Genomic DNA, 23,358 nt, shown 5'->3' with positions numbered 1-23,358 from the left:
GAGCATTCCATTCGTTTATAATAATATCAACTACAAGACGGAAGGGTGAACAAAGGGGACATGAAGTACTAATCCTATTTTTTCGAAAACATTCAGGTGAACAGTATGTCAACATTAGCGGATTGTTCTGCTGTTTTTGTCATACAATCATGGAATTTTTCAGAATAGGATTGTAGATTTTTGTGTTCCAGCCAAAGGGAGTAGTCTCTCTTTTTTCTGTACACCTCTGCCTCCTATTCTGAAAAGAATTGGAGGCTTTTTTTTGGTCTCCCAAATAAGAACGGAGATGATAGATATGGTTATTATGGAAATAAGCGGACTCAAGTATGAAGTCAAGGATCGTTTACTTTTTGCTGCGGATCATTTAGCTATCCAGAATAAAGATCGAATTGGACTTGTTGGAAGAAATGGCAGTGGTAAGACAAGTCTGCTCGAAATACTTGCAGGAAAGCGGCAGCCAGAAGAAGGTATGATTAACCTCCGAGCAACCTGTGAATTGCTCCCCCAATTAAAAAACACGGATACAACAAAAAGTGGTGGTGAAGTTACACAGGAATATATTAACCAATCTTTAGCAACACAAGCTGGCCTTTTATTTGCGGATGAACCCACAACCAACTTGGATACGGAGCATATCGAAAGCTTAGAAAAGCAATTACAAAGATGGCAAGGAGCTATTGTTATTGTGTCCCATGATCGAAGCTTTTTAGACGCTCTATGTACGAAGATTTGGGAAATCGACGAAAAAAAAATCAATGTGTATAAAGGGAACTATTCGGATTATATTGCTCAAAAGGAACTTGCAATCAGACAACAAGAAAGCGCATATGAACAATACCAACGAAAGAAAAGACAATTGGAACATGCACGCGAGTTGAAGGAGCAAAAAGCACAACGCGCAACGAAAAAACCGAATCAAGTCAGCGCTTCTGAAGCAAAAATTACTGGAGCGAAGCCATACTTCGCTAAAAAACAAAAAAAGCTTCAAAAAACAGCAAAATCAATAGAAACTCGATTAGAAAAGCTTCAAAAAGTAGAAAAGGTAAAAGAAATACCTGCCATTAAAATGAATTTACCGAATCAGGAAGCTTTTACAGGACAGATTATTATCCGAGCAGAGGAGCTAACTGGAAAAGTAGCCAATCGCATCCTTTGGAACCCAGCAGGTTTCTATATTCGTGGTGGACAAAAAATAGCGGTTATTGGCAAAAACGGTGCTGGTAAAACAACGCTGTTAAAGAAAATAATGAACGAAGCGGATGGCATCACGGTATCACCCGCTGCCAAAATTGGTTATTTCAGCCAGAATCTTGACGTCCTTGATACAACAGACTCCATACTGGAAAACGTTCGCTCAACAGCTGTCCAAGATGAAACCTTTATTCGCACTGTGCTTGCAAGGTTACATTTTTATCGGGAAGATGTATATAAAAAGGTAGGAGTATTAAGCGGTGGAGAACGTGTTAAAGTAGCTTTTGCAAAACTATTTGTCAGCAATATAAATACACTCGTCTTAGATGAACCAACGAATTACCTTGATATTGAAGCAGTCGAAGCATTAGAAGATCTTCTAACTGATTACGAAGGTACAATACTTCTTGTGTCTCATGATCGACGTTTTGTCGAGAATATCACTGATCACATTTTAGCAATCGAAAAACAAAAAATTACGTTTTTTGACGGAAGCTTTGAGGCGTATAAAAATTACGTTCCAAAGCAGGCCGCTGATTCAATAGAGCAAGAATTACTTGTAATTGAAACAAAATTAACGGAAGTACTGAGCAAGCTCAGTCTAGAACCGTCAAAAGCATTGGAACTAGAATTTCAAGCACTTTTAAAAAGGAAACGAGAGCTGGAAAAGGCAGAATAAATTGATAAGAACATGCTTGTCCCGCAAACCTGCATGTTCTTATCTGCTCAATCTACTTTCTACCCATTTCCCTACAATTACGATGCCTGCTGATACACCTAAAGCTGTAGAAAAAGCAGTTGTTAGGTGTAAAGATGATTTGAAGATTACATTAACGATGATATTTAATAGAAACAATGCCGAGAACCAAACTAAGAACCTCCGAATCATTTGTTTCAAATGAAGTTCACCTTCTTTTTCATATTTTCAATCCATTGTTTTAGATTTTACCGCATTATGTAATATCTCTAATCTTGAACATGGCAAAATTGCGAGGAATAGGTTTTGTTTACTTCATGTAGATTCACTTTACACAAAAACAGCACTGACATCTCCGTCAGTGCTGTTCCTCTTATTCTTCTTCACTGGCTTCTTCGCTATCTTCCAAATCATAATTATAGTCATAATCAGCAGGATCAATTGGTTCCCACTCATCATTTGGTGTGTAATAACGAAGTAGGTCTCCGTTCAATACCCGGTCTGAAAGTTCCAGCTCATGAAGAACTGTTTCACTTAATTCCTTCATCTCTTCTGTTGGTTCTTCAATAATTTCTTTCGTTTCATTGTCATAATAAACGCCATTTACCAAGCTGTATTCTTCCGTCATATATCCACCATTTCTGAATGGCACATAGTCTTTATGGTTCTCAGAAAACATGTCTGTACCGAAAAGAATATAATCGCGTGCATCAATTCCTAAAATATGCAGAAGCGTTGGCATAACATCAATTTGACCTGAATACGTATGATTCGTACCTTGTCCCTCAACACCAGGAACTTTGATCATAAATGGCACACGCTGAAGCTCCGCATTTTTCAATGGTGTAATTTCTTCACCAAGAATTTCGGACATTGCACGGTTATGATTATCTGAGATACCATAGTGGTCTCCATAAATCATAATTATTGAATCCTCGTAAAGTCCAGATTCCTTCAAATCATTAAAGAATTGTTCCAATGATTCATCAAGATAACGTGCTGTTTGGAAGTAACGGTCCACCGAACCATCACCCGTTTCAGCAGGGGCAATCGTCGCTTCATCTTCATCAATCAAATATGGATGATGGTGCGTTAATGTCATCATATGGGCATAAAATGGCTGTTCCATTTCTTCTAATAATGGCATGGACTCTTCAAAGAATGGTTTATCCTTTAATCCATAATTAATAACCTGATCTGGGCTCATATCATAAAAGATATCATAATAGAAATCTGTTACCCCAAGATGCTTATACACTTCATCACGGTTCCAGAACGATTTACCATCTCCGTGGAATACTCCACTTGTATAGTCTTGTTCCTGATCAAGAATTGCAGGTAATGCTTGATACGTATTTTTTCCTCGTGTTACAAAAGCAGATCCCTGTGGCAAGCCATAGAGTGAAGTATCCATGATCAGCTCAGCATCAGCTGTTTTTCCCTGCTCTGTTTGGTGGAAAAAGTTATCAAAATACGTGAATCCTTGACTTTGATCGTTCACTAAGGAATTTAAGAACGGTGTAACCTCTTCCCCGTGTAACTCAAAATCTATCAAAAAGGATTGGAATGATTCTAGATGAATTTTAATAATGTTCTTTCCTTCACCTTTTCCAAAGTAAGCTTCATTTGGTTCTGCATATTTACTCTTCGTATAGTTTTCAACTTCTGTAATATCACTACTATCTGCAAGCACGCGTTGTGTCGATGACTCAAAGCTTTGGATTGCATCATAAATCATAAAATTATATGCACCCAAGTATTTCACTAAATAATTACGGTCAAATGTACGCTCTAACAACTGTGGGCGATCTGCCTCAGCTAAGCCTAGATTGATAACAAAGGCCATTACACCAGCGGCCAGCACAATGAATGGTTTCCGAATCTTTAGTCGTTCCATTGACCAGTTCGTACGATTCTTCCAATACAATACGATTAATAAAACTAAATCAAATGCATAGAGAAGATCACGCCACTCTACTAAACTTGCAATACTTCCACCTAAACTACCAAAGTTACTTGTCTGCATCATGGTCGCTATCGTGATAAAATCACTATTAAAACGATAGAATACAACATTAGCATACAGGATAAAGCTTAGAATAAACGATAGAATAATAATCCATCGGCCAGCTTTTCTACCAGAAGCAAAGAGTGCTAATCCTAAGAATATTAATCCTGTACTTAACGGATTTAAGAATAGTAAAAACTCTTGCATAGGCCCACTTACACCAAGACTAAATTCAATTTTATATATCAAATACGTTTTTATCCAAAATAGGAATACAGCGATAGCGAAGAATCCCATCTTTGTAGATATTAACTTCTTCACAATATTCACCTCAAAATTTAATTAGATTGTTCGATACAAGCGTATATTATACACCCACATATATATTCTGTCAAAAATCCTCTGCGATAAGATGTAATAAAATCTCAATCAGAAAAAACAAAACCGCATGAAATCAAAATTTTCATTTGATTTTCATGCGGTATTTTCAATTTTAATAGAACCTCATCATTCATTTTTTTCAAAGTAACTGCAAACAACATGTCCAACCGCTTTAGCAGCTACAAGGATGGCGTCCTCGTCAATATCGAATTTCGGATGGTGATTAAAGTAAGGCTTTTCTACTCCTTTTGGTGTACATCCGATAAAGAAGTAACTGCCAGGTATTTTTTCCAAATAGTAAGCGAAGTCCTCAGACGGCGCTAAAGGTGGATATTGTTTTACCTCTTTAATATCCTTATCATTAGCGTTTTTCAGACTTTCAGCTACCAATTCTGTATACTCTGGAGTATTGTACAATGGTGGATAATCGGATTTATATTCCAGGATACATTCTACTCCGAATTCTGCTTCAATCCCTTTAACAATTCGCTTAAATTCTTCCTCAATAATCTTCTGACTTTCAGCGCTCATATAGCGAATATCACCTTCAAGCTCCACACTGTCTTTGATGACATTAAATGTCCCTTTCCCATCAAACGATCCAATCGTTACAACACCTGGATCCATCGGATTTAAACGACGACTAATAATGGTTTGCACAACCGTTACAAAATGAGCACCTGCGACGATAGAGTCATTTGCAGTGTGTGGAGATGAACCGTGTCCACCAGTTCCTTGAATTTTCAATTTAAAGTAAGATCTGCCATTAAATGCATAGCCACTGCGATAACCAACCACTCCAGCAGGATCCATCGGAAGTACATGGATACCAAAAATTGCATCTAAATCATCTAGCTTACCCGAATCAAGGATGCTTTTTGCACCACCTGGCGGAACCTCTTCTGCATGCTGATGGATAATTTTTATTGTACCATTTAACTCTTCTTTAAGTTGAATCAAGCAATCAGCAAGAACAAGCAAGTATGCTGTATGAGCGTCATGGCCACATGCGTGCATGACCCCTTCATTTTTTGATTTAAATGGGACATCTGCCTCTTCCGTAATTGGAAGGGCATCAAAATCCGCTCTTAATCCGATTGTTTTTCCCGGTTTTCCTCCTACAATCGTTACAATGATTCCATAACCATTACCAACATTTGTCTCTACTTTTACATCTTTACCATTGTAAAAGTCGGCAATATATTGAGCAGTTTTTTCTTCTTTAAAAGAAAGCTCTGGATTTTCATGCAAATAACGACGAATTTCAATCATTTCATCTTTGCGTGCTTCTAACATCTCCATCAATTTACTTCTCATTCCAACTGCCTCCTCTATTTTGACTCAATTCTTAATGTTTTGCCCCAACAGGACGTACATTGGATGCGTTGATAGGGTCATCTTCATTTTCCCCTGATTCCCTAGGAACTAACACGATAATTGAAATCAAGGATAATATCGCAAAGATTACATTAACGATAATTCCTGAGGATGCCGCTACCTCTACACTACTTATTGCTGTGATTGCGCTGTATACTGTCGCTGAAATCGCAACTCCAAACGCATTTCCAAGTGAACTTGCCATTTTATACACTCCGGAAGCTTCTCCAACTTTATTTGCTGGAGCAAAGGTTACAGCCGTATCAGTTGAAGGTGTTGCATACATTCCTAAACCTAAACCAAAGAGTATAAATCCAACGAATACAACAATTGTATACATTAGGTCTGGCAAGAAAGTAAGTCCCATCACACCTACACCGATTAACGTTAAAACCGTTCCCCATACCATTGGTTTTCTTGCGCCAGTTTTTTGCATAATCTTTTCACCTACGCGAATCATCCCGAGCACCGCTACAAGATAACCAATTGAAAGCATTCCTGATTGAAACGCCGAGAAGCCTCTCCCCACCTGTACATAGGTGTTCGCAACAACTAATGTACCAGCTACTGCATTTAATAAGAAATTAGAAATAGTTGCACCTGTATAGGCTTTGCTTTTAAACATTTTAAAATCGATAAGTGCATTATCTCGTTTTGCTTCATACTTAATAAAGCCAATTACTCCAACAATCGTTATTACTGCAAGTCCTATTGTTAATGGGCTAGTCCAGCCTAAGCTCGCGCCTTGTGTAATAAAGACATTTAAAGCAAGCATTGTAACAATAAAGATTCCTAGACCACCGAAATCAAATTTAAATGTCCCTGTTGTTTCTGCTTTGCTTTCAGGTGTGTCTTTAATTAACCACATTGCTAAAAGTGAAAAAACAATAGAAAAGACGAAGATCCATTTCCATCCCATTGATGTGGCGATTGCACCACCGAAGAAGGAACAAAATCCTGAACCACCCCAAGAGCCAATTGACCAATAGCTAAGTGCTCGCTGACGATCTTCACCATCAAAGTATTCCTTCACTAACGCTATCGTAGCAGGCATAATTGCCGCTGCCGATAAACCTTGTAAAATACGACCTACAATTAAAAGTATAGATCCGTTTGCTAAAACAAGTAATAAGGATCCAATTATACTTAGAATCAAACCAACATAGGTAATTTTTTTACGACCAATCCGGTCTGCTAAACCTCCAGCCACTACAATAAACATTCCGGAAAATAAAGCAGTCAAGCTAATTGCTACGTTAATCGTACTTAATGAAACACCTAAATCGGATTGAATTGCTGGTACAATATTAACCATTGATTGAGCAAATAACCAAAATGTAATAACTCCAAATACAATTCCTGTAATCATCTTATTGGTGCCTTTGTAAGCTGTATCCATTGTACAACCTCTCCTTTTAAAATTAATAAAGTGAAACCCATTCTGCGAGGTATTCTTCCCTCTCATTGAATGTCAGTCCAACAGAATCATGTCTGTTCACCCCAAAGCTTCACGTTTTGAGAATTTCACGATTTTTGGGCATGGGCATTATACAGCCCAATAATGTAGTAAATCTTATTCTTACCTATCTCTAACAAGTCATAACTGGATAATAATGCCTGCGGTCTTTCTTGAGCTCATTTTTACCACATCCTTAGTATAAAAAAATCCACCATTTTAAATAAGTCATTTTTCATTATAATAAGCGTTAAATCATGTTCATAAATTCACATATAAAAATAACGGTAAAAAATTAACCGTTATTTTTTTACCGTTATTTTCTGGTTTTAGATATAATTTGGATTATACTAATCGGTTTTTAATAAAAAGCTCTACGTATATCAAAGAAGTGAATCGCATTTAATGACATATAAGCATACATGCTCCAATCACCATCAATCACCTGATCGAATAATTCAAGTGATGGTTTACTCGTTTCGTTAATATAATTAATAACCTCTTCATCCATTCCGTATTTACTATTTAAGTCCCACCACTTTGTATAAAGTGCGCCAAAATCTTTATCAAAAACCCGTTTGCGTATTTGATACTCTCCTGGCTCCAAACCAGAAATCGTTACGCGAACTTCTTTATTTAATTTCTTTAAGAATGTCTCTTCAATCGTAAAATGAGGATTCACATTATTAATATTCATTAATACGAGCTGATAGCCACGGTCGTTTTTAGTCATGATATATTCTGAACCACGTGCAATAATATCCCCATTTAATCTGTCAAAAAACTGCATCGCAAAATAAGCAGGGCGTTTGCCACTAAAAAAGTGAAAAAGCTCAAGTCCCTCCATCCGAATTTTCCTATCACGCCCTGACTTCTCATGCTGTTCTGTATTAATCCAAAAACCTATTGATTCGACCTCATCAGCCAAGTCCAGAGCATTTTGCAATACTAATGCTCCACGGAAAAACGTTCCATTCGTAAATCGTGTATTCCCAGAAAGCGTGTTCCAGCTAATTAAACTAATCGGCTGATTCTTCCCATGCTTTCTTAAATATGTCTTTAGCTTAACTGTTTTTTCCTTTATGTACCCTTTCGCCAGCGAAAATCTATCATCTCCCAACTCTTCAAAATCGATAATTTCATTTTGGTTTGCTTCATAGCCATAGAAATCAATTGGTACTTTTTTCTCCACTAACCAAGTATGATTCTTGGACGTTTTTTCATCTTTATAGGAAAATGGCAGAAAAGCTCCTACTTTGACTTTTGGAATAAGCGCCTTAACCGAACGATATAATTTCAAATAAACACGCTCAAGCTCACTAACAAGGACAGCTGTTGCAGACGGTTCATAAAACATAAAGTACCATTTTTCAATATAGGAAGTCCCATACACATTCAAGCAATGCTTTATGAAATCTTGCATTTCCCTTATATAATTCTCTTCATCACGGGAAATTTCAACGTAATCAATCCGAATGAACAGTCCTAAATCATGCTTCCTTAAAAAATTCAACACGAAATCCGCATTGTAATATGGCGAAGTAGTCGCGATAATTTCGTCCGTCTCTACCGGTGGAATAAATGTAGTACCACCAATTAATTTACGTACTGCAATATTTTCTAAGCCTATTTCTTCCTTTGCCATTAGAACTTGCAGTCTGACTCCTTCCTTTAATAGCTCACTTAGCTCACCGATAGCAAGATTATGTATTGGCCGATTAATTTTAGATGGACTAACCTGTCGTATATCAAGCTTTAATTCTTCAGCTTCCGTTTCGATACTAGTGAATACAACATCACTATCCGTCAGTAACATTCCTAATTCTCCAATAATAGATGATGATTGAATAATTTCAACTGCATCCTTTATGTCATACGTTTTCATCGTGTCCATACCGGTTTCCTGATTTTCTTCTCGGTATAATTTCGGGGTCTTTTTATATGCTTCTTTGAAATAATGTACAAATGACTTTACATTGGGAAAGCCATTATTCATTGCAATATGAGAGATTGAATCAGAAGTATACAGCAATTCCTTTACTGCATGCTCAAGACGAATATTCATCAAATAATGATTAAACCCAGTTCCAACCTTCTCTTTAAAATAACGTGATAAATAACTAGACGATAAGTAAAACTTCTCCGAAACATCATCTAATGTAATTTTTTGATGATAATTTTCTTCCATATAATAAATGATTTCTCTGATTCGTTGATCTCCTGTATCAATGCGCTCCTGGATTCTTCCCATTTGCTTAAAACGCCGAATAAGAATAAGCAGGATTTCGCTAACATAAGATTGGATTTCAATCCGATAACTCTCTGATCTTCGAAAATAGGCAATCATTAGTTCGGCTAAAAGTTTACGGATTCGATTAATGACCGCATCTTTTTCCATATCTACGTCGCCTGAGAAACACTCAAATCGACTATTCGGATACGCTTCATAGTACTGCTTCATAAATCGATCGGAAATTTGTAACAACAGAATGTGATTTCCCTTATTTCCTTTCGCTTGGTATACTTGATTCCGATTTATAACAAGCACATCTTTTTCTTTCAATTGATAAAATCGACTATTTGTTTCAACGGTTAAATCTCCTTGAATCACAAAAATAACTCCAATTCCTTGATTCATTTTTGGAGCTAAAAATTCAATCTGCTGTAAGTTAATACTGAAGTCCGTTAGCTGATTATCCATTTCCCCTTCCTCCATTCAATAACAATGACTACTGCAATATCTTTTAGTTTACATGTACCGGGAAAAGAGAATCAAGTTATAGTAGATGATTGAAACACGTTATGATAATGGTTGACTTTAATCATTTAGTTTTATATAATTATAATTAATTAAAGATATTTTAATTAATTATATCTGAATAACATATATTAGATACGCTTTAGGAGGGAAAAGAATGAGTGAAAATCTGTCATTAAAAGCTTATGTCGTATTAATGAAGGCTTACAAGTCAATTGAAGAGAGAATTAAAAAAGATATTAGCAGTCATGGCATGCGCACTTCCGATTTTGCTATTTTAGAAGCATTATACCACAAAGGCAGACAAACGATACGCCAAATTTCCGAGGCTGTTCTTATTAATACGGGGTCCATTACTTATGTAATCGATAAACTCGAAAACAAAGAGCTGCTCGAACGAAGTAATTGCAAGGATGATCGTCGTGTTGTTTATATACAACTGACAGACCAGGGACGCCAACTGATGGACGGCATTTTTCCAAAGCATCAAAAAGTAATCGAGGACTTATTTGATGGTATTTCTGATGAAGAGAAAAAGACAATCATTCACGTGCTTAAAACGGTCGGCAAAAAAAGTGAAGAACAGTGAGAACATGAAAAGTAGTAACGATCTATTCCATTCTAAGGAGGGATGACATTGCTTTCCTTTGATCCTGAAAACAATACAGAACGCGAGAATTACAAATTATTAACTGGAAGCATTATTCCTAGACCAATTGCATTTGTTAACAGTAAAGCAAATGACGGAACAATCAATGGAGCTCCATTTAGTTATTTTAACGTTGTTTCTTCTAATCCACCAATGCTTTCCATTTCGATTCAACGCAAAGCTGGACAATTAAAGGATACGGCCCGAAATATACTAGAAAGCAAAGACTTTGTCGTGCATATAGTTGATGAGTATAATGTCGAGGAGGTCAATAAAACCGCTGCATCGCTTCCTGCTACAGAAAGCGAACTAGACCTGACAAATTTCACATTTGCAGAAAGTGAAGCGATTTCCGTACCGGGAATTAAGGAAGCTAAGGTTCGATTTGAATGTAAATTAGAACGAGCGATTGAATTAGGTGATGGCGAATCAATTAATACTGATCTCTTAATTGGAAAGGTCGTTCGCTTTCATGTTGATGAACACATTTATGAAGAGTCGGGAAGAATTAACCAAGATAAATTAAAAGCTGTAAGTCGTTTAGCAGGAAGTAATTACGCAAAAACTGGAGCGTTATTTTCACTAGAACGGCCAAACTAGGAGGAGTGTAACAAATGAAACATATTTTCAAAAAAGGAAGCAATCCTTCCAAACCAACATTGTTGTTACTGCATGGAACTGGAGGCACCGAACAAGATCTCCTTCCATTTGCAGAAATTATTGACATAGATGCAAATGTATTAAGCGTACGTGGGAATGTTCTCGAAAATGGGATGCCACGTTTTTTCAGAAGACTTGCTGAAGGGGTTTTTGATGAAGAAGATCTTATTTTCCGCACAGCCGAACTAAATGACTTTCTGGATGAAGCAGCAGAAAAATATGAATTTGATCGTCATAACATTGTCGCGATCGGCTATTCAAATGGGGCAAACATTGCAGCAAGCTTAATGTTCCATTATCAAGCTGCGTTAAAAGCAGCGATTTTACATCATCCAATGGTTCCAAGAAGAGGCATCGACTTACCGGATCTTTCTGGTAAACAGGTATTTATCGCCGCAGGAACAAATGACCCAATTTGCCCTGCACAAGAATCAGAAGACCTCCATTCTCTACTGGAATCTGCGGGTGCCAATGTAACATTACATTGGGAAGGTCACGGACATCAGTTAACAATGACCGAAGTGAAAGCGGCAGCTGCCTGGTATAATAATTAAAAATAAAAACACCGTTCGATGCTGATTTAAGCCTAGCCCGTGAACGGTGTTTTTATGATTTATGCAATCCGATTAGGAACGTACAATTAATTTTATTTTGTTACCGGCTGGATCTTCCGTCATATAAGCGTCGTTTTCATTTGTCACATCAGCGCCGATTTGCTCTAATTGGTCGATTGTTTTCTTACGCGTCGCTTCATCCGGAAAAACAAGTGAATACCAATTTAGTCCGATACTGTTCGCTAGTGGTCTAGGGGCGCCAATTCCACGCCACACATTGACAGCAACGTGATGATGATAGCCGTTATGCGATGTGAATAACGCACCAGGATATTTCGTAACAATATCAAATCCTAATCCATCAATATAGAATTTCTCTGCCGCATCTAAATCGGCAACATGTAAATGAATATGCCCCATAAGCGTATTTGCAGGCATTCCCTGCCATTCCTCTTTTTGCTCAGCTAAAATTCCTTCTGCATCCAGTGGATCTGTCCGCATTGTAACCTGACTATTTGTCCAATCCCATGCTGAAGAGGGCCGATCATGCGCAATTTCAATACCATTCCCATCAGGATCAGAGAAATATAAAGCCTCACTAACAACATGATCAGAAGCACCAAACCCTAGTCTGTCCGCTAAACCAGTTTGGATAAAATGCTTGAGAAATGCAGCCAAATCAGCACGGCTTGGCAGCAGAATTGCAAAATGGTATAAGCCAGTTGTTCGTTGCTGTTTCGGAGTTACATCTTTCGGCTGTTCTAATGTAAGTATCGGACGCTTACCATCAGCCGTTAATACTGCTTTCTGTTCACTTTGTTCTAACACTTGGAACCCCATAATACCTTCATAAAATAAAAGTGAATTTGATAAATCACGTACATTTATATTAACTTCTTCAACATGAATCGTCGGCGCTTCAAAAAATTTCTTCTCCATTCGATTAACCACCTTCTGTAGAATTCGGTTTATAAATATAACTTATTATTACTTTGTTACTTTATGTAAGTATTATACGTTTTATCAGTTACTCTGTCAAGCTGGAACAGGGAATATAACATCCTAGTTGAGTCCTTTTAATCTAGTAGCAGGATGATAAAATCAAATTTTAATAATGCAGTCCATCCTAAACATTCACTTCCAGCAAATACAAAAGGACCGAGCGTATACTCGATCCCATTTATTTTCCTCTGATTATTCGTTTTTATTCAAGGTAACTACCCGACTACAAAGCCTTTCAATCAAATTTGCTTCATGACTAATCACAATGACACCCATTTCACGTTTTTTTGCTATCTCCAAAACTGCATGCCAGATTTGTGCTTGGGTAATTGCATCAAGCATGGTTGTCATTTCATCTGCTATTAGGAAACGCGTTTCCGGCCCTAATGCTCGTACCACACAAAAGCGCTGCAGCTCACCGCCAGACAACTCATTTGGCCAGCGGGTTAACCATTCCTGTTCAATACCAAACGCTTCTAGTAACGTCCGATCCGGTTCCCAGCCTTCGCGTAAGCTTTTTTGCATTTTCCAGCGTGGGTTAATTGCTTTTTCTGGATGCTGGAACACGAGCTGTATCGGCTGGTAACCCTTTTTCTCTACTGGCAAGCCACCAAGGGTAACGGTTCCCTCAACCGGATCCTCAAATCCTGCTAATATGCGAGCAAAGGTGGTTTTCCCCTGCCCACTTGGCCCGACAATACCTACGATTTCGCCGGGATTTATCGTGAAATTCACTCCGCGAAATAACCACTCGCCATTTCCATATCGAAACCCAACATCTTTTGCATCAAGTTGCATGGATACACCTCACCGTACCGTCTCTCAATTCTCTCATATCGGGGCTTCCCTTTCGACATGCAGCTGTTGCCCATGGACATCGCGGTTCGAATAAACAGCCAGGTGGGAGGGAGCTTGCATGTGGTTGTGTTCCTGGAAGCGGAATGAATTCATTTTGAGGTAAAGCTCGCCATAAAGCTTTGCTATACGGATGCCGTAATGCTTCTCCTTTTCCAGTAAAGTCTGCAACTGGTGCAATCTCCACTGTCGTCCCAGCATAAAAAACTGCAATCTCATCTGCAATAGATAAAGCAGAATCAATATCATGCGTTATCAGCATGACTGCACACCCACTGTCTGCCAATTCCCGGAAATGACGAAGTGCTTCTTTCATCACAGCAGGATCAAGGCCTGGGGTTGGTTCATCCGCTATAATTACCTTTGCTCCACTGACAACAGCAGTTGATAATAGCGTTCGCCTTGCCATCCCTCCTGAGAGCTGGAATGGATACAACTCCTCCACCTTTTGCGTTAGGTGATAACGTTCGAAAGCTTCCTTTTGCTTCCTCGCTGGATCACCAGACCTTACCGATGTACGTACCTGTTTGCCAACCTTCATTAAAGGATCCAAATAGTTAACCGATTGTGGAACGAGGGCAATTTCTTTTCCCCTTAACGCGATTTTCCTAGAATATGTTAGCTCTTCTCCCGCATATGTCATTGACCCGCTGATCTTTGCATTGCTTGGAAGCACACCTAATATTGCATGTGCGAGCAAGCTTTTCCCAGAGCCACTGGCACCGACAACGGCAAGGATTTTTCCCGCTTCCAGATTAACGTTCAAATCGGAAATAACCTGGAGTTCCTTTTGTTTCATACCAGTCGTATATTGTTTAAACGAGACAGATAGATTTTTCACTTCAAGAATAGACATTCATTAACTCCTCTTCCTTTGGAAAACTTTTTACTCATGTGCTCTTGTTGGGTCAAGCATCACCCGCAGATATTCTCCAATTTGATCAAATGTCCTTACAACAATTAACAAACAAAGCCCCGGGAAAAAGGCAAGCCACCACATTCCAGAAGATAAATACTTCATTGACTCGGACAAAATAATTCCGATTGCCGGCTCGTGCGGTGAAAGACCTAACCCCAAAAATGTAACAGCCGCTTCATGTAATATAACGTGTGGAAATAGTAGCATAAATCCAATTAAGATTTGCGGACTTATATGTGGTAAGATGTGATGCAGTGCAATCCACCAACGCGGTTTTCCCATTTGTTTCGACATCTGAACATACTCAGCGGAACGAACTTGCAGCACCTCCGCTCGAACAACCCGAGCAAGGCTTGGCCAATGCGTGAGCATCAACCCAACTACAATTCCTTTAAACCCTCCACCTAATGTAAAAGCAATTAAAATAAGTGTCACCAAATGTGGTACACTCAAGAAAAGATCAATAATCCAGGAAATCAAGCGATCCGCTATTTTCCCCATCGACGCAGCAGCCATTCCCAGAACAAGAGCAATCAGCGCACTTCCTGTCGCCCCAAGTAAACCAACCCCGATACTGAGTGAAAGACCCATAATTGTTCTCGCAAACATGTCTCTGCCCAGCCAATCCGTACCAAATAAATGGTCGAACGATGGAGGAGCGTTTCGTTCAGTTAGATTGGTCGTTATCCTTCCTTCATCCAACAATAACCCACCTAATATGATACTTAATAAAAATAAAGCTGCGATAACAATTGTAAGAAGCATCCGCCTTCTCTGATTTAGGAGAGGCTGTTTATTTTTTTCTTCTGGAGTAGAAAGCATAACGATCTCCCCCTCTCATCCTAGGATCGAGCACCAAATAAATCAGATCAGCTATTAGATTGCCAATAAAAACAAATAACGTACTAAAAATAACAAGTCCTAATAATAGTGGGACATCCCCTCTTACGCCAGCTTCAACCGTTGCCTGACCTAAACCTGGATAAGAAAAAACCTGTTCAGCTAATACAGCGCCACCGAACAGTTCACTAAACGCAGCGAATTGTAAAGTAATTGCTGGTAAAGCTACATTACGCAGCCCGTGTCTCCAAAAAAGCACAATGCCACGCTCACCTCGCGCGCGGGCAAATAGTATATAGTCACTTTGAAGCACATCAATCATCTTTTGACGTGTATGAAGCGCTACATTAGCCACACCAAGTATACTTAATGTTATCGCAGGTAATATAAGGTGTTTAATTCTGTCAAGTAACGTAACATCCTCTGCAAGCACACCGGCAGGAACTCCCATCCCAACCGGAAACCATTTCAACCACACCGCAAAAACAATCAATACAAGTAAACCCATCCAGAATGTCGGTGTGGAAGCCAGTGTATAACAGTACCCTTTTATCAATCGATCAAGCCAAGTACCTTTTTTCATTGCGGCAACAACACCAAGGATAAATCCAATAACTCCTGATAATACCCACGCAGTCAGCATAAGCACCAAGGAGTTGATAAAACGCTCCCCAATAATATCAGCAACAGGGCGGCGATATATCATCGACGTACCTAAATCCCCAGAAAGAATTGCAGACCCCCAATTCATAAATTGAACACCAACTGGTTGATCCAGTCCCCAATATGCAGCTATTTTAGCACGTTGTTCAGGACCTACATTTAACATGTCCGCTCCAATATAAGCTTGAACCGGATCAATTGGAGAATTTTTAACTAATAAAAAGGAAATAAAACAAATGGCTACTAGTAATGTAGCCATTCGTATCCCTTTCATAAAAAGAAAAAAGCTCAGCTTTTTAACCATTTCGAACACACCTTTTAGAGGTTGTACACACTTTAATTACTCCATTTCCAATCAGCAATATTATCCGTTGCCGGCCATCCATGACCATGTACGTGGATGCGTTGATCACCAATATCCAAATTATCTTTAACAAGGTACAGGTGATCAATATTTACTAGCCAAGCCCACGCAGCATCACCTTGTACACTTACACCAGTTTCACCATCCCATTGAGCCTTTTTCCAAAAATCGATTGCCTCTTCTTCACTAGAAGCTGCAAGTGCCTGTTCAAAATATGCATCCACAGTTTCGTTCTCATAATAGCCAGTATTATAATAGTCGATTCCAGCATTATCGCTGCCGTAAATGTTATACATCTCATGTGGGTCGTGACTCCCCCAACCCATCAATACAGCACTGGAATACATATGCTGACCGATAACATCCCAGCTTCCGCCCTCGACATTAATTTTAATTCCAAGTGGTTCCATCATATCTGCAACAGCTATTGCAAGTGATTGTCGTATCGCATCGCTTGCTAAGTAATAAAGGGAGAACTCAGCCTTTAAGCCGTCCTTTTCTAAAATTCCGTCGCCATCAGTATCTTCCCATCCAGCTTCTTCTAATAGTGTACGCGCGCGGTCCATATCAGCATCCTCAATAACCGTTTCTGGATTCCACCACGGCAGCCCATCTACAGATGTATAAGCAGGGGTGCCATATCCTTCTAGCACACCATCTACTAACGCTTGACGATCAACAGCTATGTTTATCGCCTGACGAATTGCTACATCTGCTGTTACGTCATTACCAATTGGTAAACCGTCCTCTGTAACTTCTCCTGACTCTACAAAAGGAAAGACAATACCACGGTTATCCACTGTTTCTACTGCTTCTAATTTCATGCCAGGAACCTCTTGGTTACTAAATGCAGCTGGTATATATGCCATATCTACCTTACCTGCTTGAGCAGCAGCAAAGGAAGCGTCCTCACTTAAGAATAAAAAGGTAATCTGTTTAAAATAAGGTTCTGTATCATAATATTCAGGATTAGCCTCAACAATCAATTGCTGTCCTTTATCCCACTGCACAAGCTGAAACGGTCCCGATCCAATCGGATTCTCAGCATAATCCTCTGTATAGGCATGCTTTGGTACAATCCCTGTTGCTACGAGCGAATTAACAAATGTGGACTGAGGTTGTTTTAGCGTAAATTCCACCGTATATTCATCTATCGCTTCCACTTTATCGATTACATTAAGATCCACAACAGATACGTTATCCATTGCCGTTTCAAATGTAAACACAACATCTTCAGCGGTTAAAGGTTCTCCATCAGAAAATTTCACATTATCACGTAATGACACCGTCCAAACTTCTCCATCAACTTCATAACCTGTAGCTAAATCATATACAATTTCAAGATCATCATCTCTTTTTAAGAGCGTGCTTTGAAATAACGGAGAGCCGTAGCGCCCCCACCCTGTTGTTGGATCAAATCCAGTTTCCGGCTCCGAACCAAATGCTAATACAAGCTCATCTTTATTTTCTTCCTTCTCATTTGTTGCATCATCTGCTTGATCAGATTCCGACTGTGTACAGCCCGCCAATAAGATAGTAAAAATAAACATAGTCAACAAGCTAATTCCGATTATTTTTTTATTCATTTATTTCACTCCGATTTTCATTTAATATCCAAAATTAGATTCGCTCCACAGGAGCTAATGTAAACTTACCGTAGTCGACACCCTTTATACTTGTCAGCTGATTGCTTAGCTGTTGGATGTCTTTCGCTTTTCCTTTTACGATAATCAGCTCTAAACAGCTCGCTTGATTCAGATGAAAATGTGTCGTTGCCAAGATATTATCATGCATACGGTGCTGAATCTTTGTAAGCTCATCTACTAAATTTCGCTGATGGTGATTATAAAATAAAAGAACACTCCCAGCAACAATTTGTTCATCCTGCTCCCATGAGTGCTGTGTTAATGCATCCCGAACCAGGTCACGAACTGCTTCCGATCGGTTTTCATACCCTCTTTGTTTCACTAAATCATCAAATTTCCCAAGCAAATGCCCTTCCATTGACACACTAAACCTTTTTAATGAAGAGTCGTCCATGATTTCCTCCTTAACCGCTCACCTTGATTACATCAATTAAAAAATTACTTTTACTCTAATTGTATTCCTACATGCCAGTAACACGAATTTAAAAATTCGTAACACTGATACAACGAAAAAAATCGCACTTTTCACGCGACTTAATAGCTATTCTAATTTATCATTTTGGAATGATGTAGTCAATAAATACATTATGATTACGTAATGTATTCTCCATTTTAATGGTGTTATGTTTACATAAAAAAGTGTTACTATGCCACTCATTTTTTTCGATTAGGCTTAGCTTTTCTTTTTAATCAGTTGCCTTCCATTTGGTCTATTCTCTAAATATAAATAACCCTCCTTTAAGTAGATTAAAGGAGGTGACATGTGATAATAATCAATCATTTTATTAACTTTATGCAATTAATGTAAATTTGTTAAAAACCTACATCTCTACTCTTTTATTACAAAACTTGGCATTCGTTAATGGGATTCTTAGAAAGTGTATGAAAGTGTATGATGCATTCTCTTATGCTTTGAAGTAAAACAAGGCTTTAGACGAATGCCTAGTTGCACTTATGCAGCATATGAAAGTTTACATTCTTATCTGCTAAAAAAGACGAACTTGGTCACAATAGTAGTGGAGGATGATTATCGTGATATTTATATACAATGACTATGGCGGAACACATACAACTTCTCTTGCAGCAGCATATCATCTAAAAAAAATCCCGACTGACAAAGTTCTTACAAAAGAGGAGATTATGAGTGTAGATTATTTTAACAAATTAACAAAACACGATCTTGGAAAATTAATATTTCATGGATTAGATGAAGATGGAAATGCTGTTTATACCATAGGCAGAAAAGATAATAAATATGTTGTGCCAGCAATACAAAATCTTATTGAGCTATTACAGGAAAAATATAATTTTAATGAAAAAATAGTAATATCCAACACTTCACCGACCGTACCTATAGCTATATCAATTGGAGGATTTTTCTCTAGAGGTCTACACATTGACTTTATCGGCGTTCCATTACTTATAGCAGGTGCTAAACAGTGCTGTAATCAGATTAATCGATTAGTTGAACAGACCAAGAAAGCAAGTATTTCTAGAAATAGTAAAATTGTTGTTTTAGAAAATAAATCGTTCAATTAATGATTCTAGTATTTAACATGAAAGGAATCGATTCTCATGGACTACCCAACCATTCACACAAATTTCTGGGACGGAGTTATTGCTGTACCAGCTGTCGTGTTATTAACCCAATGTTTTAAAGTATTTCCTGTTCCACGTCAATACTTTCCTACCATAGCAAGCATTATTGGGTTTATTATTTCCATCTTTATTAGTCATAGAGGAGATTTATGGGCTGGTATATTTATGGGGGCTTTTTATGGTGCTGCGGCAGTAGGTACCTATTCTTCATTGAAAACTACTTGGTTAGCTTTTAAATATAGAAAGAGAAAGTCTAAGTCCCCATAGGCGTAAACAGTTCTTTAAAGATTGAAACTATCCATCCCGCTAAATAAACTCCGTTCTAAACAACAACCAACATCTAGTGGCAAATAAAATAATACGAAATATACTGCGGCATAACAGCGTGCTATTCTTCCAGCATTGCCTCCGCTTTAGTTGTCTCAACAGTGCCATGTGGATGATGTGGGGGGGCATATATTGTATAAAGCTTTAATGGAATATTGCCTGTATTGATTACATTATGCCATGTTCCAGCAGGCACCATAATTGCTGTATCGTCGTATACTCTTCTTTCAAAATTCAAGTTATTACTGCTTTTCCCCATTCTTACAATCCCCTGTCCTTGCTCTATTCGCAGGAATTGATCGGTATCTGGATGTATTTCTAAACCAATATCATCACCAACATGAATACTCATTAATGTAACTTGCATGTGCTCTCCTGTCCATATAGCAGTACGATACGTATTATTATTTCGTGTAGCCTTATTAATATTTATAACAAACGGTTGTGGTCCATAATCCTTCACTCGGAAATCTTCTTTTTTTTGTAATTGTTCATTCATTAGACTTCCATAATAAAACGGTCTTTCGTAAGGATAATGCGGTATGTTCGTAAAGTAAGGCAGAGGATACGGATAAAAATAGTACACTTTACTCATTCCCTTCATTCTATTCCAAATTTATTGTATGAGGCATGTTTAAGTAACGTGCCTATATGAATAAAAACATCCGTTTTAAAGTTATTTAATTATTTCCCATAAATAATTTTTATACATTAGTATTTACAAAGGCTTATAAACACTGGTATGATAGCATATGTTTCACGTGGTTCGAAACCATCCCACGATAAAAAACTAAGGAGAGAGATTAACATGAAAGTAAGAACTCTTGTGGTGAATGCGTTAATAGCTGCTTTATATATTGCTGTATCCGCACTCATTGTTCCATTCGGATTTACAAATATCCAATTCCGCATTTCTGAAGTATTTAACCATCTTATTGTATTTGATAAGCGCTACTTCTTTGGAATTGTAATAGGGGTATTTTTATATAACCTATTATTTTCACCTTTAGGTTGGTTTGATTTAGTCTTTGGTGTAGCACACTCTGCAATTTCATTAGCTATTATCATTCTAATAGCAAAATATATAAAAAATATATGGGTGCTGCTTGCTGCGAATACCATTGTCTTTACATTCAATATGTTCATTATTGCATTTGAATTGAAGCTTGCTTTACAATTTCCGTTCCTGTTGACCTGGTATACAACAGCCGTCGGTGAGTTCGTTGTATTAGCTATCGGTATCCCAATTATATATGCCCTGAATAAGCGATTAAAATTTAATCGTCTAATGTAAATAACCTCCTCGTTCGTTCACGAATGAGGAGGTTATTTTATTTCCATCATCCACAGATTTTGCTTATACTTAGGTTACGTAAAATCGGAAAGGATGGATAGCATGATTGTTCGAGAACGCAATCAAGAATTAATATTGATTCAGCAGGATCACCATGCAGCTATTTCCGGTGATATTGTGAAACAATGGAAGAAAGATTACTTTTTAGGAGACGGTTTACGAAGCTCGGTTGAATTCGCAGCATATCAGCATGACTGTGGCTGGAAGGAGTTTGACAAACAGCCATTTCTGAACGACAAAGAAGCAATACCCTACTCTTTTTTCGATTTTCCGATCTTACCGAAAATCGTTCTTTATAAGCATGGGATTGATGTGGTCCAACAAGTAGATTCATACGCTGCACTTCTATGCAGTGAACACTATAAACGCTTCCTTTTAAATCATACTTCTCTAGAAGCCCAGGAATTTGTTACAGCAGAAAACACACGGCAGCAATCAATTATTGCCACTTTAAACGAATTCAACAAACGTTTGTTTAATTTTCATTATGGGCTTATTCAGTTTAGTGATAACCTTTCTTTGTATCTTTGTTTGAATGAACCGGGTAATGCAATGAATGCCGGACATTCCTTTTTTAAAGATGGGATTCCCATGAATCAAGCATTGCACGAATTTTGCGACGAACACTTACAGTTACACTGGAAAAATGAGAACACAGTCGTATTAGATGACTTCCCATTTGAACAGCCGTTTGACGTCGTTATTAAACAAAAAGCAATACCAAAAGCCGATCTTTCAGCTAAAGGATTAATCGCTAGCTACGAGGAAGCAACCTTTGAAGAATGGAACGTAACGATCACCACTTTGTAACCAACAAAAAGAGCTGAACAGCTAGCCTCTTCCAGAGGATGTTCAGCTCGAATTTCTTTGGTTAATCCCATTCATATGGTGTTGTTTGGTAGACATAATAATTCAGCCAATTCGAGAACAATAAACTACAATGACTTTTCCATCGATGTAATGGCTTTTCATTTGGATCATCGTTCGGGAAGTAGTTCTCTGGCAATTGTGTTAGAATACCTCTCTGATGGTCCCGATGATATTCTTCTGCCAATGTACTTGCACTATATTCAAGATGACCTGTTGCCATTATATTCTTACCGTCTTTAGAGGACATTAAGAAAATACCTGCCTTATCGGAATGGGCCAGGATTTGCAGTTTTGAATGGTTTGCGATCTCCTCATACGAAATATCGGTATATCTAGAGTGTGGCGCAAGGAAATAATCATCAAATCCACGCACGAGATTCTCATTTCGGTGTAATACCTCATGTTCAAAAATACCAAAGCATTTTTCCGGTAATTCATGCTTATTAATCCCATAATGGTGATACAAAGCCGCCTGCGCACCCCAGCAAATATGCAATGTCGATGTAACATTTTCTTTTGACCAATTCATAATCTCTTGTAATTCTTCCCAGTAATCCACTTCTTCAAATGAAAGATGCTCAACAGGCGATCCTGTAATAATCATTCCATCGAACCGCTTCTCTTTAATGTCAGAAAACGGTTTATAAAAGGTGTCCAAATGATATTTACTCGTATTTTTTGAATCATGTGTCGTCATCTTCAAAAATGAGACGTTTACCTGGATTGGCGTATTCCCAAGATAACGAAGGAGATGTGCTTCTGTTTTTTGCTTTTCAGGCATCAAATTGACAATTAATATATTAAGTGGCCGAATATCCTGCGTAACCGCGCGCTCTTCTTCCATTACAAATATATTCTCCTGCTCAAGAATCTCCTTCGCCGGCAATTGTGCCGGTATTCTAATTGGCATTTTTATTCTATCCCCCTCAGGAAAAATACTGTTAAGTTATTATTCATTGTAAAGCCTATAATAAAAAATTCAAGTTAAAAGTTTAGCTATATTTCGATAATTTCGTTTACTAGGTGAGGAAAAAGCTTTTCCCTTATTGAGTGGAGCGCGCTTGTAAGGGGATATCGCATTTCACCGTGGATTGATGGCCCGATTTGGAATGAAGCTGAGACAAAAGTATCTTTATGAAATAAAAACCGAACATGACCGGTGCAAATAACTCGCTCCGGAAATATACT

Annotated in this window: 22 protein-coding genes and 1 riboswitch; of the genes, 8 read left to right on the top strand and 14 right to left on the bottom strand. The window is 38.1% G+C overall.

The features are described from left to right. Positions 1 to 295 precede the first annotated feature (295 nt). A complete protein-coding gene (locus MHH64_RS05000; RefSeq protein WP_340003257.1) occupies positions 296 to 1,870 on the top strand; it encodes a Vga family ABC-F type ribosomal protection protein in 1,575 nt (524 codons plus the stop codon). Positions 1,871 to 1,909: 39 nt separating this feature from the next. Here MHH64_RS05000 and MHH64_RS04995 read toward each other — a convergent pair whose 3' ends face one another. The 5 genes from MHH64_RS04995 to MHH64_RS04975 form a co-directional block, all read right to left on the bottom strand. Further along, the gene (locus tag MHH64_RS04995; RefSeq protein WP_340002788.1) at positions 1,910 to 2,089 is read right to left on the bottom strand and encodes a hypothetical protein; all 180 of its coding nucleotides are present in this window, start codon (positions 2,087 to 2,089) and stop codon (positions 1,910 to 1,912) included. 172 nt (positions 2,090 to 2,261) lie between these two features. Continuing rightward, the gene (locus tag MHH64_RS04990) at positions 2,262 to 4,217 is read right to left on the bottom strand and encodes an LTA synthase family protein (protein ID WP_251661049.1); all 1,956 of its coding nucleotides are present in this window, start codon (positions 4,215 to 4,217) and stop codon (positions 2,262 to 2,264) included. 186 nt (positions 4,218 to 4,403) lie between these two features. After that, positions 4,404 to 5,594: an amidohydrolase gene (locus MHH64_RS04985; protein ID WP_303448299.1), complete on the bottom strand. Its 1,191-nt coding sequence runs from the start codon at positions 5,592 to 5,594 to the stop codon at positions 4,404 to 4,406. 31 nt (positions 5,595 to 5,625) lie between these two features. After that, positions 5,626 to 7,053: an MFS transporter gene (locus MHH64_RS04980; RefSeq protein WP_095312105.1), complete on the bottom strand. Its 1,428-nt coding sequence runs from the start codon at positions 7,051 to 7,053 to the stop codon at positions 5,626 to 5,628. A gap of 418 nt (positions 7,054 to 7,471) precedes the next feature. Continuing rightward, on the bottom strand, positions 7,472 to 9,811 hold the full coding sequence (locus tag MHH64_RS04975) for a helix-turn-helix domain-containing protein (protein WP_340002787.1): 2,340 nt from the start codon (positions 9,809 to 9,811) through the stop codon (positions 7,472 to 7,474). A gap of 214 nt (positions 9,812 to 10,025) precedes the next feature. Here MHH64_RS04975 and MHH64_RS04970 point away from each other — a divergent pair, with 214 nt between their 5' ends. The 3 genes from MHH64_RS04970 to MHH64_RS04960 are packed head-to-tail and all read left to right on the top strand — an operon-like array spanning position 10,026 to position 11,731. Continuing rightward, a complete protein-coding gene (locus MHH64_RS04970) occupies positions 10,026 to 10,457 on the top strand; it encodes a MarR family transcriptional regulator (protein WP_095312100.1) in 432 nt (143 codons plus the stop codon). Between the two features lie 48 nt (positions 10,458 to 10,505). Then, positions 10,506 to 11,117, top strand: a complete 612-nt coding sequence (locus MHH64_RS04965) for a flavin reductase family protein (RefSeq protein ID WP_095312098.1) — start codon at positions 10,506 to 10,508, stop codon at positions 11,115 to 11,117. Positions 11,118 to 11,131: 14 nt separating this feature from the next. Then, the gene (locus tag MHH64_RS04960) at positions 11,132 to 11,731 is read left to right on the top strand and encodes an alpha/beta hydrolase (RefSeq protein ID WP_340002786.1); all 600 of its coding nucleotides are present in this window, start codon (positions 11,132 to 11,134) and stop codon (positions 11,729 to 11,731) included. A 72-nt stretch (positions 11,732 to 11,803) separates the two neighbouring features. Here MHH64_RS04960 and MHH64_RS04955 read toward each other — a convergent pair whose 3' ends face one another. The 7 genes from MHH64_RS04955 to nikR all read right to left on the bottom strand — a co-directional run bounded on the left by MHH64_RS04955 (position 11,804) and on the right by nikR (position 18,414). Beyond that, positions 11,804 to 12,670 carry a VOC family protein gene (locus MHH64_RS04955; RefSeq protein WP_340002785.1) on the bottom strand — a complete coding sequence of 289 codons (867 nt, stop codon included), beginning with the start codon at positions 12,668 to 12,670 and terminating at the stop codon, positions 11,804 to 11,806. Between the two features lie 255 nt (positions 12,671 to 12,925). Continuing rightward, entirely contained in the window at positions 12,926 to 13,531 is a 606-nt protein-coding gene (locus MHH64_RS04950) for an ATP-binding cassette domain-containing protein (protein WP_340002784.1), read from the bottom strand. Beyond that, positions 13,521 to 14,444, bottom strand: a complete 924-nt coding sequence (locus MHH64_RS04945) for an ABC transporter ATP-binding protein (protein ID WP_340002783.1) — start codon at positions 14,442 to 14,444, stop codon at positions 13,521 to 13,523. Before MHH64_RS04945 ends, MHH64_RS04950 begins: the two co-directional genes overlap by 11 nt. 30 nt (positions 14,445 to 14,474) lie before the next feature. Further along, positions 14,475 to 15,329: an ABC transporter permease gene (locus MHH64_RS04940; protein WP_095312087.1), complete on the bottom strand. Its 855-nt coding sequence runs from the start codon at positions 15,327 to 15,329 to the stop codon at positions 14,475 to 14,477. Next, positions 15,301 to 16,314 (bottom strand): ABC transporter permease, encoded by a 1,014-nt coding sequence (locus MHH64_RS04935; RefSeq protein WP_251661059.1) that lies wholly within the window; start codon positions 16,312 to 16,314, stop codon positions 15,301 to 15,303. The genes MHH64_RS04940 and MHH64_RS04935 overlap by 29 nt, the downstream gene beginning before the upstream one ends. A gap of 32 nt (positions 16,315 to 16,346) precedes the next feature. Then, positions 16,347 to 17,960 (bottom strand): ABC transporter substrate-binding protein, encoded by a 1,614-nt coding sequence (locus MHH64_RS04930; protein ID WP_340002782.1) that lies wholly within the window; start codon positions 17,958 to 17,960, stop codon positions 16,347 to 16,349. A 34-nt stretch (positions 17,961 to 17,994) separates the two neighbouring features. Beyond that, complete coding sequence (gene nikR / locus MHH64_RS04925; RefSeq protein WP_095312083.1) at positions 17,995 to 18,414, bottom strand: nickel-responsive transcriptional regulator NikR; 420 nt, start codon at positions 18,412 to 18,414, stop codon at positions 17,995 to 17,997. 638 nt (positions 18,415 to 19,052) lie between these two features. Here nikR and MHH64_RS04920 point away from each other — a divergent pair. Next, complete coding sequence (locus MHH64_RS04920) at positions 19,053 to 19,559, top strand: DUF3189 family protein (RefSeq protein ID WP_340002781.1); 507 nt, start codon at positions 19,053 to 19,055, stop codon at positions 19,557 to 19,559. 36 nt (positions 19,560 to 19,595) lie between these two features. Then, positions 19,596 to 19,886, top strand: a complete 291-nt coding sequence (locus tag MHH64_RS04915; RefSeq protein ID WP_340002780.1) for a hypothetical protein — start codon at positions 19,596 to 19,598, stop codon at positions 19,884 to 19,886. A 121-nt stretch (positions 19,887 to 20,007) separates the two neighbouring features. Here the strand turns inward: MHH64_RS04915 and MHH64_RS04910 are convergent, their stop codons facing one another. After that, positions 20,008 to 20,541, bottom strand: coding sequence for a cupin domain-containing protein (locus MHH64_RS04910; RefSeq protein WP_118889237.1), 534 nt, complete (start codon positions 20,539 to 20,541; stop codon positions 20,008 to 20,010). 160 nt (positions 20,542 to 20,701) lie between these two features. Next, positions 20,702 to 20,746: riboswitch (PreQ1 riboswitch) on the top strand. An 8-nt stretch (positions 20,747 to 20,754) separates the two neighbouring features. Here MHH64_RS04910 and MHH64_RS04905 point away from each other — a divergent pair. Beyond that, complete coding sequence (locus MHH64_RS04905; RefSeq protein WP_340002779.1) at positions 20,755 to 21,240, top strand: QueT transporter family protein; 486 nt, start codon at positions 20,755 to 20,757, stop codon at positions 21,238 to 21,240. A 102-nt stretch (positions 21,241 to 21,342) separates the two neighbouring features. Continuing rightward, a complete protein-coding gene (locus MHH64_RS04900) occupies positions 21,343 to 22,110 on the top strand; it encodes a DUF3891 family protein (RefSeq protein ID WP_303448292.1) in 768 nt (255 codons plus the stop codon). A gap of 61 nt (positions 22,111 to 22,171) precedes the next feature. Here MHH64_RS04900 and metA read toward each other — a convergent pair whose 3' ends face one another. Next, entirely contained in the window at positions 22,172 to 23,080 is a 909-nt protein-coding gene (metA, locus tag MHH64_RS04895) for a homoserine O-succinyltransferase (protein ID WP_095312076.1), read from the bottom strand. Positions 23,081 to 23,358: the final 278 nt, after the last annotated feature.

Source organism: Oceanobacillus sp. FSL K6-0127 (genome assembly GCF_037983385.1).
Lineage (GTDB): Bacteria > Bacillota > Bacilli > Bacillales > Amphibacillaceae > Oceanobacillus > Oceanobacillus profundus.
This window is presented reverse-complemented; position numbering and strand designations above follow the sequence as displayed.

Bases quoted from the DNA above. Each gene is read 5' to 3' on its own strand.
- MHH64_RS05000 (WP_340003257.1), top strand. From the start codon at position 296: ATGGTTATTATGGAAATAAGCGGACTCAAGTATGAAGTCAAGGATCGT.
- MHH64_RS04985 (WP_303448299.1), bottom strand. From the start codon at position 5,594: ATGAGAAGTAAATTGATGGAGATGTTAGAAGCACGCAAAGATGAAATG.
- MHH64_RS04980 (WP_095312105.1), bottom strand. From the start codon at position 7,053: ATGGATACAGCTTACAAAGGCACCAATAAGATGATTACAGGAATTGTA.
- MHH64_RS04975 (WP_340002787.1), bottom strand. From the start codon at position 9,811: ATGGATAATCAGCTAACGGACTTCAGTATTAACTTACAGCAGATTGAA.
- MHH64_RS04970 (WP_095312100.1), top strand. From the start codon at position 10,026: ATGAGTGAAAATCTGTCATTAAAAGCTTATGTCGTATTAATGAAGGCT.
- MHH64_RS04960 (WP_340002786.1), top strand. From the start codon at position 11,132: ATGAAACATATTTTCAAAAAAGGAAGCAATCCTTCCAAACCAACATTG.
- MHH64_RS04955 (WP_340002785.1), bottom strand. From the start codon at position 12,670: ATGGAGAAGAAATTTTTTGAAGCGCCGACGATTCATGTTGAAGAAGTT.
- MHH64_RS04950 (WP_340002784.1), bottom strand. From the start codon at position 13,531: ATGCAACTTGATGCAAAAGATGTTGGGTTTCGATATGGAAATGGCGAG.
- MHH64_RS04945 (WP_340002783.1), bottom strand. From the start codon at position 14,444: ATGTCTATTCTTGAAGTGAAAAATCTATCTGTCTCGTTTAAACAATAT.
- MHH64_RS04940 (WP_095312087.1), bottom strand. From the start codon at position 15,329: ATGCTTTCTACTCCAGAAGAAAAAAATAAACAGCCTCTCCTAAATCAG.
- MHH64_RS04935 (WP_251661059.1), bottom strand. From the start codon at position 16,314: ATGGTTAAAAAGCTGAGCTTTTTTCTTTTTATGAAAGGGATACGAATG.
- MHH64_RS04930 (WP_340002782.1), bottom strand. From the start codon at position 17,960: ATGAATAAAAAAATAATCGGAATTAGCTTGTTGACTATGTTTATTTTT.
- nikR (WP_095312083.1), bottom strand. From the start codon at position 18,414: ATGGACGACTCTTCATTAAAAAGGTTTAGTGTGTCAATGGAAGGGCAT.
- MHH64_RS04915 (WP_340002780.1), top strand. From the start codon at position 19,596: ATGGACTACCCAACCATTCACACAAATTTCTGGGACGGAGTTATTGCT.
- MHH64_RS04910 (WP_118889237.1), bottom strand. From the start codon at position 20,541: ATGAGTAAAGTGTACTATTTTTATCCGTATCCTCTGCCTTACTTTACG.
- MHH64_RS04905 (WP_340002779.1), top strand. From the start codon at position 20,755: ATGAAAGTAAGAACTCTTGTGGTGAATGCGTTAATAGCTGCTTTATAT.
- MHH64_RS04900 (WP_303448292.1), top strand. From the start codon at position 21,343: ATGATTGTTCGAGAACGCAATCAAGAATTAATATTGATTCAGCAGGAT.
- metA (WP_095312076.1), bottom strand. From the start codon at position 23,080: ATGCCAATTAGAATACCGGCACAATTGCCGGCGAAGGAGATTCTTGAG.